This is a genomic window from Streptomyces sp. RG80 (assembly GCF_040446465.1).
Lineage (GTDB): Bacteria > Actinomycetota > Actinomycetes > Streptomycetales > Streptomycetaceae > Streptomyces.
This window is the reverse complement of record NZ_JBEAAJ010000002.1, coordinates 475,648-488,807: the sequence shown is the minus strand read 5'-3', so window position 1 is coordinate 488,807 and position 13,160 is coordinate 475,648. Positions and strand designations below refer to the sequence as shown.

At 71.8% G+C, this 13,160-nt stretch carries 14 protein-coding genes and 1 tRNA gene; 9 read left to right on the top strand and 6 right to left on the bottom strand.

Annotation, left to right across the window (positions count from 1 at the left end):
- Window positions 1-39: 39 nt before the first annotated feature.
- Together ABKA17_RS08250 and ABKA17_RS08245 are read right to left on the bottom strand one after the other, a co-directional pair.
- Window positions 40-957, bottom strand: coding sequence for an alpha/beta hydrolase (locus ABKA17_RS08250; protein ID WP_353691228.1), 918 nt, complete (start codon window positions 955-957; stop codon window positions 40-42).
- A gap of 34 nt (window positions 958-991) precedes the next feature.
- Window positions 992-1,570, bottom strand: coding sequence for a TetR/AcrR family transcriptional regulator (locus ABKA17_RS08245; protein ID WP_353691227.1), 579 nt, complete (start codon window positions 1,568-1,570; stop codon window positions 992-994).
- Window positions 1,571-1,746: 176 nt separating this feature from the next.
- Here ABKA17_RS08245 and ABKA17_RS08240 point away from each other — a divergent pair, with 176 nt between their 5' ends.
- Together ABKA17_RS08240 and ABKA17_RS08235 are read left to right on the top strand one after the other, a co-directional pair.
- Window positions 1,747-3,189: an MFS transporter gene (locus tag ABKA17_RS08240; RefSeq protein ID WP_353691226.1), complete on the top strand. Its 1,443-nt coding sequence runs from the start codon at window positions 1,747-1,749 to the stop codon at window positions 3,187-3,189.
- A 73-nt stretch (window positions 3,190-3,262) separates the two neighbouring features.
- Window positions 3,263-3,336 (top strand) — tRNA-Pro (locus ABKA17_RS08235).
- Between the two features lie 75 nt (window positions 3,337-3,411).
- Here ABKA17_RS08235 and ABKA17_RS08230 read toward each other — a convergent pair.
- Both ABKA17_RS08230 and ABKA17_RS08225 read right to left on the bottom strand, forming a co-directional pair.
- On the bottom strand, window positions 3,412-5,376 hold the full coding sequence (locus ABKA17_RS08230) for a right-handed parallel beta-helix repeat-containing protein (protein WP_353691225.1): 1,965 nt from the start codon (window positions 5,374-5,376) through the stop codon (window positions 3,412-3,414).
- Window positions 5,377-5,496: 120 nt separating this feature from the next.
- Window positions 5,497-6,360 (bottom strand): LysR family transcriptional regulator, encoded by an 864-nt coding sequence (locus ABKA17_RS08225; protein ID WP_353691224.1) that lies wholly within the window; start codon window positions 6,358-6,360, stop codon window positions 5,497-5,499.
- 69 nt (window positions 6,361-6,429) lie between these two features.
- Here ABKA17_RS08225 and ABKA17_RS08220 point away from each other — a divergent pair, with 69 nt between their 5' ends.
- Complete coding sequence (locus tag ABKA17_RS08220) at window positions 6,430-7,350, top strand: EamA family transporter (RefSeq protein WP_353691223.1); 921 nt, start codon at window positions 6,430-6,432, stop codon at window positions 7,348-7,350.
- A gap of 7 nt (window positions 7,351-7,357) precedes the next feature.
- Here the strand turns inward: ABKA17_RS08220 and ABKA17_RS08215 are convergent, their stop codons facing one another.
- Both ABKA17_RS08215 and ABKA17_RS08210 read right to left on the bottom strand, forming a co-directional pair.
- Entirely contained in the window at window positions 7,358-7,645 is a 288-nt protein-coding gene (locus ABKA17_RS08215) for a DUF1905 domain-containing protein (RefSeq protein WP_353691222.1), read from the bottom strand.
- Between the two features lie 4 nt (window positions 7,646-7,649).
- Entirely contained in the window at window positions 7,650-8,453 is an 804-nt protein-coding gene (locus ABKA17_RS08210) for a tetratricopeptide repeat protein (RefSeq protein WP_353691221.1), read from the bottom strand.
- Between the two features lie 228 nt (window positions 8,454-8,681).
- Between ABKA17_RS08210 and ABKA17_RS08205 the strand changes: the two genes are divergently transcribed.
- From ABKA17_RS08205 to ABKA17_RS08180, 6 genes are all read left to right on the top strand, one after another.
- Complete coding sequence (locus ABKA17_RS08205; RefSeq protein WP_353691220.1) at window positions 8,682-8,804, top strand: putative leader peptide; 123 nt, start codon at window positions 8,682-8,684, stop codon at window positions 8,802-8,804.
- 112 nt (window positions 8,805-8,916) lie between these two features.
- Entirely contained in the window at window positions 8,917-9,786 is an 870-nt protein-coding gene (locus tag ABKA17_RS08200) for a glutathione S-transferase C-terminal domain-containing protein (protein WP_353691219.1), read from the top strand.
- A 111-nt stretch (window positions 9,787-9,897) separates the two neighbouring features.
- Window positions 9,898-10,047, top strand: a complete 150-nt coding sequence (locus tag ABKA17_RS08195) for a hypothetical protein (RefSeq protein ID WP_353691218.1) — start codon at window positions 9,898-9,900, stop codon at window positions 10,045-10,047.
- Between the two features lie 178 nt (window positions 10,048-10,225).
- Entirely contained in the window at window positions 10,226-11,215 is a 990-nt protein-coding gene (locus ABKA17_RS08190) for an amino acid ABC transporter permease (RefSeq protein WP_353691217.1), read from the top strand.
- Window positions 11,212-11,997 (top strand): amino acid ABC transporter ATP-binding protein, encoded by a 786-nt coding sequence (locus tag ABKA17_RS08185; RefSeq protein WP_353691216.1) that lies wholly within the window; start codon window positions 11,212-11,214, stop codon window positions 11,995-11,997. Before ABKA17_RS08190 ends, ABKA17_RS08185 begins: the two co-directional genes overlap by 4 nt.
- A gap of 129 nt (window positions 11,998-12,126) precedes the next feature.
- A complete protein-coding gene (locus ABKA17_RS08180) occupies window positions 12,127-13,149 on the top strand; it encodes an ABC transporter substrate-binding protein (protein WP_353691215.1) in 1,023 nt (340 codons plus the stop codon).
- The last annotated feature ends 11 nt before the right edge of the window (window positions 13,150-13,160 follow it).

Here is a 13,160-nt window from a genome sequence, read left to right as displayed (position 1 = left end):
CTCGTAGCAGTTTCCGAGGGGCGGCCGCGGCCCCGCTTCTCACCGCACCGCTTCCCTCACACGGGAAGCGATCAAGGCGTACACCTCCCGCGCCTTCACGTCGTCCTTGCCGTCGTAGCCGTGGTCGGCGCCCGCGACGTCGTGGTGCTCTACCAGCGCGCCCACGGTACGCAGCCGGTCGGCGTAACTGAGCGCCTCCGCCTTGAGGAGGTCGTACTCGGCCGTGACGACCAGCGCCGGGGCGATGCCCTTCAGGTCGGCGGTGTCCGAGGGGTGCGCGGGGGAGACCAGCCGGTCCCGGCGCAGGTCCATGTCGGGGCAGTACGACGTGTCGAAGACGTCGGCCATCCAGGGCCGCAGCATGGGCCGGGCGATGGCCGCCTTCTTGTCGCGGGCGCCGGTGGCCAGGTCGAGCGGGGGATAGTGCAGGACCTGGAGGGCGATGGCGGGCCCGGCCTCCTCCAGCGCCTGCCGTGCCACGGCCGCCGCGAGCCCGCCGCCGGCGCTCTGCCCGCCCACGGTGAGCCGGGTCCCGTCCCAGCCCTGCGCGGCACCGTTCTCGGCGACCCAGCGGACCACCTCGTAGGCCTGCCGGGGCGGTGCGGGGAACGGGTGCTGCGGGGCGACGACGTAGTCCACGTTGATCACGACCGCGCCCGCCTCGGCCGCGAGGTACCGGCACAGCGGGTCGTCCAGTTCGGTCAGCGTCATCACGTATCCACCGCCGTGGAAGTTGACGTGCACCGGTGGCGCCGCGTCCCCGTCGGTGGCGGGGAGATAGACCGTCGCCCGGGCCGGTGCGACCGCGGTGGGGATCGTCAACTCCCGGGTGTTGCGGGGGTGTTCGGGGAAGCGGGCGTGTGTCACGGGGGTCATACGGCGGTCGGCGAGCCGGGTGGCGCGCTGCATCGCCCGTGCCGTGAGGCCGGCGAGCGGGGGTCTGGCCAGGAGGGACATGCGGCCGAACTTACTCGAGTCACACAAGCAAGAGCTAGATCCGAGTGCGGACGCCGTCCAGGGCGATCGACATGACCCGCTTGCGCTGGGCGTCGTCGTCGAAGGCCGTCGCGGTGATGCCGGCGACCATGCGGAGCAGCTCGACGAAGTCCATGTCCTCGCGTGCCTGTCCGGCCCGCTGGGCGCGTTCGAAGAGGGGTCCGCCGGCCGCGTACATCGAGTCGCGGCAGGCCGCGAAGATCTCCGACTCGTCGTTGAGTGCCTCGCGCACGGCCCGCTTGGTGACCATGTAGCCCGCGAACCGGTCGAGCCAGGCCGTCAGGGCGTCCCAGGGCTCCTGGTCGGCGACCTCTTCGGCGACCCGGACGAGGGTGTTCACCTCGTCCGCGTACACGGTCTCGAAGAGATGGCGCCGGGTGGGGAAGTTCCGGTACAGCGTGCCGATGCCGACGCCCGCCCGCCGTGCGACGTCCTCCAGCGAGGCCTCCGCGCCGTGTTCCGCGAAGGCCTCGCGGGCGGCGGCCAGGAGGGCGTCGTAGTTGCGGGCGGCGTCCTTCCGGGTGGGCCGGCGGGACGCGACGATCTCGCTGACGGGGTACGACTGGGCGGTCACGGACGCCTCCCGGGGGGTGAAACGGAGGTCGACCTCCGTTACGGGTTGAAGCGGAGGCACGCCTCCGCTAGAGTGGAGGCATGCCTCCACTTTATCAGTCGAGGCGCTCCCATCGTCCTTTCCGCGACCGCTTCCCATGAGGCTCCGGCCGCACCCTGTGCTCGGAGAGGCTCTCCATGCCCCGCAAGTCCACCCGTCTCACCTTCGCGGTCCTCGCGACCGGTGCCGGTGTGTTCGCCATGCTCCAGTCGCTGATCGCGCCGGCCCTGCCGACCGTCCAGCACGCACTGCACACCTCACAGTCCACCGCGACCTGGGTGATGACGGCCTATCTGCTGTCCGCCTCGGTCTTCACCCCGATCCTCGGCCGGGTCGGCGACCTGATCGGCAAGAAGCGCACCCTCGTCGCCGTCCTCCTGGTCGTACTGGCCGGCTGTCTGCTCGCCGCCCTCGCGCCGACCATCGGTGTGCTGATCGTCGCCCGGGTCGTCCAGGGCGTCGGCGGCGCCCTGTTCCCGCTGTCCTTCGGCATCATCCGCGACGAGTTCGCCCCCTCCGAGGTCAGCGGCAGCATCAGCAACCTGTCCGCCGTGATCGCCGCGGGCGGCGGCGTCGGCATCGTCGCGGCCGGCCCCATCGTCTCCGCGCTCGACTACCGCTGGCTGTTCTGGATCCCCGTCGCCGTCGTCGCGCTCACCACGCTGATCGCCCTGCGCTATGTCCCCGAGTCGCCCAACCGCGCCGAGGGCAGGGTCAGTTGGCTCGGCGCCGCCCTGCTGTCGGCCTGGCTGGTGGCGCTGCTCCTGCCGCTGAGCCAGGCGGGCCAGTGGGGCTGGGGCTCGGCCCGGGTGATCGGTCTGTTCGCCCTCGCCGTCGTCCTGTTCGCGCTGTGGCTGTTCGCCGAGTCCCGCTCCCGCTCGCCGCTGATCGACCTGCGCGTGATGCGGCTGCCCGCGGTGTGGACCACCAACACCGTCGCGCTGCTCTTCGGCGCGGGCATGTACGCGCTCTGGTCCTTCCTGCCCGCCTTCGTGCAGACGCCGAGCTCGGCCGGGTACGGGTTCGGCGCGAGCGTCACGGCCTCCGGACTGCTGATGCTGCCGATGCTGGTGGCGATGTTCTGCTCCGGACTCCTGAGTGGCCGACTGGAACCCGTGGTCGGAGCGAAGGCACTGCTGACCACAGGTGCCGCCCTGGGCGCGCTGGCCCTCGGCCTCCTCGCCCTCTGGCACACCGCCCAGTGGCAGGTCGCCGTCGTCGCGGGTGTGTTCGGCCTCGGCATCGGACTGGCCTTCGCCTCGATGGCCAACCTGATCGTGGGCAGTGTCCCGCCCGAGCAGACGGGCGCCGCGACCGGCATGAACGCCAACATCCGCACCATCGGCGGCTCCATCGGCGCCGCGGTCACGAGCGTCCTGGTCACCGGTGGGCTCCAGCCCTCCGGTCTGCCGTACGGCTCCGGGTACACCCACGGCTTCACCCTGCTCGCGGTGCTGTGCCTGGCCGCCGCCCTGGCCGCACTCCTCGTCCCGGCCCGCAGGGCCGGCCGCGTCACCGGGACGACGCGGGCCGCCGGCGAACCGTCCCAGGTCGCACGGCCCACCGCCGTACGCGGCTGACGTCCGCCCCGGTCACGTCCATGAGGTAGGGTTTACCTGCGTGTTCCCGCGGTTCGGCCGGGGGAGTCGCAACCGGGACGTGGCGCAGCTTGGTAGCGCACTTGACTGGGGGTCAAGGGGTCGCAGGTTCAAATCCTGTCGTCCCGACGGTGTGAAGGGTCTTCACGGGCGGATGCCCGTGGAGACCCTTCGTCGTTCTCGCGGAGTTGTCTCGGAGCTCTGTCAGCGCATCCCCAGCCGCTGCCGATACTGAGGCAGTGGCCCCGCGTTCGCCAGTACGGCGGCGCAGTCGGCGTCGGCCGCGCAGGCCCGGCCGGGGTTTTGCGCAGGCAGCAGCGTGTTGCCGGTGAACTCGAGGTCGTGCGGGTCCCCGCAGCCCTCGTCGGGATGCTCCTTGTCGGCCGGCGGCCAGGCTCCGGGGAAGTCCCGTCGCTCCAGCCACTCGGGCACCGCGTCGTCCCAGAAGTTGTCCCGGTAGCGCACGTTGCGCACGGGCCGGTCGCCCCACTCCTCGCTGCACCCGCCGATGGCGGCGACGTAGTCGTAGACCGCGTTGCCCGCCACGGTGGTCCAGTTGGTGCTGTCGTCGGTGTAGATCCCGACGTTCCAGTCACCGTGGTCGCTGCTGGTGACCGCGTTGCCGCTGATGAGGGCACCGTCCTCGAACGACGTGCCCTGTTCGCCCCGCAGGTAGATGCCGCCGCCGTCGGGCAGGAGGCGGTTGGTCGCGAAGACGCGGTTGCCGAGGATGCGGTTGCCGTGCATGAGGCCGCGCAGGTCCTCGGCCGGGCCGGACAGGATGCCGGTGTAGGGCACGTCGTCGACCTGGTTGTGGGCGATGGTCGTCTCCCGGGTCGCCGTGTCCCAGATCGCGGAGGACGCGTGGTACTCCTGGCCGGTGCGGTGGATCCAGTTGTTGGTGATCCGGTTGCCGCGGCTGGTGCCCGTCTCGGCGGGCGGGGTGACCCCCATCAGGATGCCGCCGTCGGAGACATCGCTGATGACATTGCCGTCGACCGTGTTGTACGAGCTGCTGCGCGACAACTCCAGTGCCTGGGCGCCGAGATGGGTGAACCGGTTGCCCTCCAGGGTGATCCGCTCCGCGTGGTGGAAGGCGACCGTGCCGGGCACAGTCAGCAGTCGCGCGTCGTCGCCCTTCCCGGGGCGCAGATACAGGCTCCACGCGGCGGGGAACCCGGCCGGCTCGCTGGGCGCCAGCCAGGTGGCGTGGGCGAAGGTCAGCCCGCGGAAGCCGATGTCGTGCAGCGGGTGGCCGGGCCGGCCGGTGCCGGTGACCAGGCTCTCCAGGACCGGGGCGATCACCTCGGCGTGCCGCATGTCCTGTCCGGGGCGCGGGAAGTAGAGCAGTTCGTGACGGCCGGGGCGGGAGCGGTCGAGGTACCAGCTGCCGGGCTTGGCCTTGAAGCTGGGGGAGTTCTCGACGGCGGTCGGCTCCTTCAGCAACTCCGGCCCTCCGTACAGGGCTTGGGCCAGGTCCCAGCAGGGCTGGTCCATCGTGATGGTGCGGCCGGAGACGGCGGCGACTCCGCAGCGGCCCTCGACATAGCCGCCGCGGTAGACGAACTCGATGTCCGCCGGGTTCCGCCAACTCCCGGGCACGGCACTGGTGGTGACATAGCCGGTCCTCGTCACCTTCAGCGTGCCCTCGAACCCGGCGCCCTCGCGCGCGAGTCGCGTCGCGCGCCGCCCGTCGACGTAGAGCTGCCGGGTCTCCAGGCCGCCCACGTCGGCACGCCAGAACCCGCGCAGCCGCGGATCCGGGCGCCACCCGGAGATCTCGCGGCCACCGCTGAGGGTCACCCGTTCCTGCCGCGGGGTCCCGTAGCCGTACGCCTGGTAGATCACCTTCCGGCCGCCCCGGCCGGAGTCGCCCGCCGCCTCCGTCAGCCGCAGCGGCTTCTTCAGGGTGTACGTCCCCCCGCGCAGGTTCACCACCAGATCCGACGTCATGCGCGACGACCGCTCCCGTACCGCCTGCTGGGCGCGTGCCGGGGTGGCGAAGGGGCGGTTCAGGGTGCCGGGCCAGGAGTCCTCGCCCCAGGGGGCGACGTACAACTGGTCCGGTACGGACGGTGGTTGGGCCGATGCCGGGGACAGGAGCGCCGACATCATCAGGGCCGCTGTGGTCAGCGCGCCGGCTCTGGACGGACTGGACAGGATCGCCATGCTTCCCCCTCGACGGGTCTCGCATCCAGCCTGGGGGCCGCGTAGGGCGGTGGGTATCGGGCGATCGTCGACGCGAGGGTCATCCTCGGTCGATGCGAGCGGCTACCAAAGTCGCCGGCCTCAGGATCTTCCGGCCGCCACGACCTCGTGGGCCAGTGCCACCAGGTCCGGGAGAGCAGGGTGTCCCGGACCCTCGCGCCAGGCGAGGAAGACGGGGACGGCCGGCGCGTCCGTGAGGGGGCGGAAGGCCAGCGAGGGGTGGGTGTGGTTGCTGGGGGTGGCCGTCGTGGTGATGCCCACGGCGCGACCCGCGGCGATGACGATGAGCCACTCGTCGGTGTTGGTGACCTCGATGGTCGCGGCCGGGCCGGACCCCGGCGGCCACAGGTCCATGGTCGTCGTGCCCGAGACCGTGTTGAGGGCGATCGGGTGCGCGGCGACGTCCGCCAGGGCGACCCGGGGGAGCGCGGCCAGCGGACTGTCCGCCGCCATGACCACCAACCGTTCCTCCGACAGCAGCAGCTCCGTGCGCAGCCCGGCCGGGGGCACCGCGCCGCGCAGCAGCGCCGCGTCGACCTTGCCCTGGGCGAGGCCTCCGGTGGGGTCGTCGACACGGAGCAGTTCCAGGGGGACGTCCGGGCGGGTCTCGTCCCAGCGGCGCAGCAGCGGGATGGTGTGGTCGCCGAGCGCCGCCCAGGGGTGGCCGAGGCGCAGCGGCCAGCTCTTCAGCCCCCGGGGGTCCAGGGCCGTGTCCACCGCGGCGAGGGCGGCGGCCGCCTTGTCGCGGAAGGTCCGGCCCTCGGCGGTGAGGTCCAGGTGGTGCGTGGAGCGGTCGACGAGCCGGGCGCCCATGTGCTGCTCCAGCTGGCGCAGGGTGCGCGAGAGCGCGGGCTGGCCCAGATGGAGGCGGGCGGCGGCGCGGGTGATGTTGCCCTCCTCGGCGATGACGAGGAAAGCGCGCAGATGCCGCAGCTCGACGGTCATGCTTCGGAAGCATAACCGCACGGGAACCGGCATTTCACACGGCGCGGACGGGTTCCTAGCGTGAGGCGCATGACCTCCACCGCGCACGACCCGTCCACGGCGCCCAACCCTTCCATGACGGCGGCCGGCCCCGCCCTCCTCCGTCGCGCCGCCGGGCGCGGCAGCCTCGGCGGTGTCGGGCTGGTGCTGGCCGGCACGGTGTCCGTCCAGTTCGGGTCGGCCTTCGCCGCCCTGCTGTTCCCCCGGGCGGGGGCGCTCGGCGTGGTCGCGGTGCGGGTGACGTTCGCCGCGCTGCTCCTGCTTCTCGTGGCCCGGCCCCGGCTGCGCGGACACACCCGCGCCGACTGGGCGGTGGCCGCCGGGTTCGGACTGGCCCTCGGCGGCATGAACCTGCTCTTCTACCAGGCGATCGACCGGATCCCGCTGGGAGCCGCGGTCACCATCGAGGTGCTCGGGCCGCTGCTGCTGTCCGTGGTCGTCGCCCGCCGCGCCGCCGGCCTGCTGTGGGCCGCCCTCGCCCTGGTCGGCGTCTATCTGCTCGGCTCCGGGGACTTCGGCCGACTCGACGTGGGCGGGGTCGGCTTCGCTCTGGGAGCCGGGGCGATGTGGGCGGCGTACATCGTGCTCAACGCCCGGGCGGGGGCCCGTTTTCCGAAGCTCGACGGGCTCGCGATCGCGATGGCCGTCGCCGCCCTGGTCACGCTGCCGCCGGGCGTCGCGTCGGCGGGTGCGACGCTGCTCGAACCCGGCGTGCTCGCGCTGGGCCTGGCGATCGCCGTGCTGTCCTCGGGCGTGCCCTACACCCTCGAACTGCTCGCCCTGCGCCGACTGCCCGCGGCGACCTTCGCGGTCCTGACGAGCCTGGCGCCCGCGGTCGCCTCGCTGGCCGGCTGGCTGGTGCTGGGTCAGGGGCTGTCGCCCCGGGAGTGCGCGGCGATCGCGCTGGTGGTCGCGGCGAGCGTGGGCGCGGTCCGCACCGGCGGGCGCTGAGCCCTCTTCACAGCCGGACGGTCAGCTCCACGCTCACCTCGTCGCCGGCCGTGAGCCCCTGCGGCTTGCGCACGGCGTTCTTCACCGGCAGCAGATAGCCGCCGTCCTTGGGGAACAGCGAGGTCTCGAAGGCGACTTGGCCGATCCGGGCCCGGACCGGGATCACCCCCCAGCCGTACGTCGCCTGGGCCGCCACCTCGCGGATGTCGGCGCACTCCTCGTCCGGCACGGGGACGAAGTAGTACGGCGCCGGACCGCGCCACTCGATGACACGGCCGCTGAAGGAGAGCTCCATGGGGTCAGTCTGGCGTATCGAGCTCCCGGCACAGCCGCCCCCGCCAGGGATGCTCCTCGCCGAAGACCCGGACGAACTCGGGGAGCAGCGCGGTGAGTTCGGCGGTGCCGGCCGCCGGGTCCCGGTGGTGGCGGGTCAGCCGGGCCACGTGGAAGGCGTTGAGCAGGGTGTGCGGATGGTCGCGGCCGAGCGCTGCGGTGCGGTCGTCGAGAAGGGCCGCGAAGAGACCCAGGGCCGTCTGCGGATCGCCCTCGGCCTCGGTCCAGTACGCGATGTTGTGGCGTACGGCGAGGGTGTGCGGGTGGGCGGGCCCGTTGATCCGGCTCTCGTCGGCCAGCAGGTCCCGGAAGTCGGCGAGGGCGAGGGAGCGGGCGCCCTGTGCCGCGGTCCAGTAGGCGGTGTTGTGGCGGGCCAGGAGGGTGTGCGGGGCATGGGGGCCGAGCACCCGCTCGGTGTCCCGGTGGAGATCGGCGTACTGCCGTACGGCGTCGAGGGGGTCGCCCGCCTCTCCGGTCCAGCGGGCGAGGTCGTCGCGCAGCAGGCGCAGGGCATGGTGATCCCGGTCGGCCAGCCGCTCCTCGTAGACCGTGAGCAACTCCCCGGTCAGCTCCCTGGCCCGCGCGGAACGGCCGCACACCCCCGTCCAGTACGCGACCCCGTGCCGTACGACGAGGGTGAACCAGGACACTTCGCCCAGCCGGGCGCGGCAGTCGGCCTCCAGTTCGGTGAGCAGCTTCAGGGCGGCGGAGGCGTTGCCCGCGGTACCGATCGTGGACGCACTCAGATGGCGCTCGCGCAGCAATGCCATGGAGCCCGCCCCCGCCTGGATCGTTGGCCGCGCTCCCAGAGTAGCCAGCGGCGGCCCTCACCAGAAGGTGGCCGACGCACGTCGACGGAGTCCGGAAAGGCGTGTTGCCCGAGCGCGGGTCGACCGCCTCGCCCGAGCGCGGGTGACCGCCTCGTGGACGCCCTCTTGACGCCGTCCCGTGGCCGATCGACACTCCAGATGGGAATCCTAGTGAACAGGTAGGGAAACATGAGGCGCCTGGAGTCGACCGACGGCCGAGTGAGCCGTACGTCCCGGCCGTCGCCCCTGCTCACCTCCCGCCGTCACATCGACCTCCAGCGGGTGTGCAGCGCCATCAGCCGCCTCGGCTGAGCCCGCCCCACCGCCCCGCCATCCTGCTGTCGCGCACCGGCGCGCACCCCTGTCCTGGCCCGACGTCGCTTCCGCCGCGCGTACGTCCGCGCGCCCATCCCCGGGGAGATCCATGTCCGTCACGCCACTCGCCGCCGCCGCGACCACCCGGCCCGCCGCCGTCTTCCGGGGCCGGATCGGGCAGGACGCCCGCAGTGGGCACTACGCCGTGCCGCGCCGCTATCGCGTCCATCTGACGCCGTCCTGTCCCGACGGGCTGCGCATCGCCGTCGTGCACAGCCTGCTCGGCCTCGACGACGCCTGTCCGGTGACGATCCTGCCCGCGGTCCCCGACCGTCCCGACGGCGGCCACTCCGCGCTGCGCCCGCTCTACGACGCCAGCGCCCACCGCTACACCGGCGCCGCGGTCGGTCCGGTGCTCAGCGACGACTGGTCCGGGCGCATCGTCAGCACCCACGCCCCGGACATCACCCGGGACCTGGCCCGGTACTTCGGCGGCGACCGCCCGGCGCTGTACCCGTGCGGCGCCGAGTCGGAGACCGAGGCGGTGGAGCGGCTGTGCGGGCAGGGCATCGAGCGGGCCGCGCAGGAGGCGGGCTCCGCGGGCGCCGACCCGGACGCGCGGGCCGCGGCGCTCGACCGGCTCCTGGAGACCCTGGGGTCCCTGGAGCGGTGGCTCCTCGGACGCGAGTACCTGATCCGCGATCAGATCACCGCCGCCGACGTCGAGTTGTGGGTCACGCTGGTCCAGCTCGACACCGTGCACCGCCACCACCTGGACGCCTCCGCCGTGCAGCGGATCGCCGACCACCCCGTCGTCTGGGCCTACGCCCGCCGGCTGGCCGCCCACCCGGCCTTCGGCGCGCACCTGGACCTCGACGGCATCGCCCGCCGCCACCACGCCCACTGCCGGGGCCTGGAGGCCGCCGGTGCCGCCGTGCAGATCCTCGACTGGGCGGCGCACACCGCGCGGGGCCGATGACGTTCCACCTGGTGGACCGGCGTTGACAGACGCACGGACAACTGGCTTCACTTACGGCACTCTTGGCCCCGAGGGCCTTCGACGCTCCGACGAAAAGTGACGGTGACGGACATGTACGCAGCTCCCAGGACGGCCACGCGCCGCGCCTCGAGCCGCGTACTGCCGTACGTCAACCTCCTCGTCGCCGACCGGACCGTCGACCTCCTGCGCGTGAACAGCGCGCTGTGTACCGCACCGGGCCGCGCCCGCTGTCAGGGCTGACATCTCCTTTCCGCAGCCCCGCGTTTCTGACGAACACCGCCCGAGCGGTGTGTCGTTGTCCGCCCAGCCCCCGGTTCCCGTGCGTCCCCGTGTGCCACGACCCGCCGTAGAGCGGTCGTCGTAGCCGCGTTGCGCGCGCCCGCTTCCGGGGGAACCCGAACCCCGCCGGAGTCCCGCCGTGAGCGAACCCCCAGGCGCCGCCGTGTCCGTCACCGAGGCACCGCCGCCGCCGTCAGCCGACACCCCGTCAAAACCACTGACCGCACAGCGGGTTCTGCCGCTGTGGCGGCCCGGCCGCTGGATCGCCACCGCCGTCGTGCTGGTCCTCACCGCCCAGTTCGTGCACGGCCTGGTGTCCAACCCCTTCTACCAGTGGGACCGGTTCGGCTACTGGTTCCTGCGGCCGACGATTCTCGACGGACTGCTGATCACTCTCGAAGTCACCGCCTACAGCGCGGTGTTGGGTCTCCTCGGCGGCGTCGTCCTCGCGCTGGCCCGGCTCTCGAAGAGCCCTGTCCTGCGAGCGGTCAGCTGGATCTACATCTGGACGTTCCGCTCCATCCCGCTGATCGTCATCCTGCTCTTCCTCTACAACTTCAGCGCCCTGTACCAGACGCTCAGCGTGGGCGTCCCCTTCGGGCCGGCCTTCTTCACCTTCGACGAGTCCCGGCTCGCCACCGACATCGCCGTCGCCGTCGTCGGTCTGAGCCTGAACCAGGCGGCGTACGCCGCCGAGGCGGTCCGCGGCGGCATCCTCTCCGTCGACCAGGGCCAGCACGAGGCGGCCGCCGCACTCGGCCTGCCGAAGGGCTACCAGTTCCGCAAGGTCGTCTTCCCACAGGCTCTGCGCTCCATCACGCCGAACTACGTCAACCAGCTCATCGACCTGGTCAAGGCCACCTCGCTGGTGTTCTACGTCTCGCTGCTCGACCTGTTCGGCGCCGCCCAGACGATGGGCGCCACCTACCCGGGCGACATCGTGCCGCTGCTGCTGGTCGTGACCGTCTGGTACCTCATCCTGACCACGGTCGTCTCCGTCATCCAGTTCTACGTCGAGCGGTACTTCGCCCGGGGCGCCACCCGCGCCCTGCCGCCGACCCCGTTGCAGAAGCTGCGCACCGCCCTCACCGACCTGCGCGCCCGGATCCGCAGGGAGGCCGCCGTATGACCACCGCGACCGTCACGACCGTGCCCGCCGCCGTCGAGGTCCATGACGTCCACAAGTGGTACGGGACCCATCGGGTCCTGGACGGCGTCGACCTGACCGTGCGGCCGGGCGAGGTCACCGTGATCCTCGGCCCGTCCGGCTCCGGCAAGTCCACCCTGCTCCGGGTCGTCAACCACCTGGAGAAGCCGGAGATCGGCCACGTCAGCATCAACGGCGAACTGATCGGCGTACGCCGGCACGGCGACCGGCTCAAGGAGCTGAGCGAGCGTGCCATCCTCGCCCAGCGCAGCAGAATCGGGTTCGTCTTCCAGAACTTCAACCTCTTCCCGCACCTGACCGTGCTGGAGAACGTCGCCGCGGCCCCGGCCGCCACCGGACAGCTCGACCGGACCGCGGCCCAGCGACTCGCCCGCGAGCTCCTGGACCGGGTCGGCCTCGCCGACAAGGAGAACGCCTACCCACGGCAGTTGTCCGGCGGACAGCAGCAGCGCGTGGCCATCGCCCGCGCCCTCGCGCTGCGGCCGGGCGTCATCCTCTTCGACGAGCCCACCTCCGCCCTGGACCCGGAACTCGTCGGCGAGGTCCTCGCCGTCATCAAGGACCTGGCGAAGAGCGGGACCACTCTGATCATCGTCACCCACGAGATCGGCTTCGCCCGCGAGATCGCCGACCGGGTCGTCTTCATCGACGACGGAAAGATCGTCGAACAGGGCCCGCCCGCCGAGGTCCTGGACAAGCCGCGGCACGAGCGCACCCGGGACTTCCTCAGCAAGGTGCTCTGAAGCAAGGTTCCCTGACCCGCGAGCTGCTCCTACGCGCCAGGCGTTCCGGCACGAGGTGCCCGAGCACCACCCACGACTTCCCCCCACGGCAGCACCCTCACCACCCTCTCCCAGTCACAAAGGACAGCCATGCCTACCCAGTTCTCCCGACGCAGCCTGATACGGGGCATCACCGCGGCGACCGCCGTCGCCACCCTCGCCACCGGGCTCGCCGCCTGCGGGGGCGAGAGTGACGCCGCGACCAGGACCTCCGACACCGCCGGCACGGTAACCGTGGGCCGCCTCTCCAACGGCGCGGCCACCGAGACCGAGTTGAAGGTGTCCGAGGTGAAGTCCATCAGCGCCCTGCTCCCCGCCGACATCAAGAAGAGCGGCAAGCTGGTCATCGGCTCCGGCACCCTGCCCTCCGGGGTCCCGCCGCTCGGCTTCGTCGGCAGCGACCAGAAGTCGCTCACCGGCTCCGAGGTCGACCTCGGCCGTCTGGTCTCCGCCGTCCTCGGCCTCAAGCCCGAGGTGCGGCGCTCCACTTGGGAGAACCTCTTCATCGGCCTCGACAGCGGCAAGGTCGACGTGGCCTTCTCCAACGTCACCGACACCGAGGAGCGCAAACAGAAGTACGAGTTCGCCTCCTACCGCAAGGACGATCTCGCGTTCGAGGTGAAGAAGGACAACCCCTGGAACTTCGACAACAACTACGAGAACCTCGCCGGCAAGACCGTCTCCGTCGGCAACGGCACCAACCAGGAGAAGCTCCTCCTGGAGTGGAAGGCGAAGCTGGAGAAGGAGGGCAAGAAGCTCACCGTCAAGTACTTCCAGGAGACCAACAGCATCTATCTGGCGCTGAACAGCGGCAAGATCGACGCCTTCTTCGGCCCCAACCCGAGCCTCTCCTACCACGCGACGCAGACCGCGAACACGCCCCAGGCGACCCGGGTCGCGGGCCAGTTCTCGGGCGCTGGTGAGACCCTCCAGGGCCTGATCGCCGCGACCGCGAAGAAGGACAGCGGCCTCGCGAAGCCCCTGGCCGCCGCGATCAACCACCTGATCGAGAACGGTCAGTACGCGAAGTGGCTCAAGGCCTGGAACCTCTCGGGCGAGGCCATCGCCAAGTCCGAGGTGAACCCGCCCGGGCTGCCGCTCACCAACTCCTGATCATCCGTCAG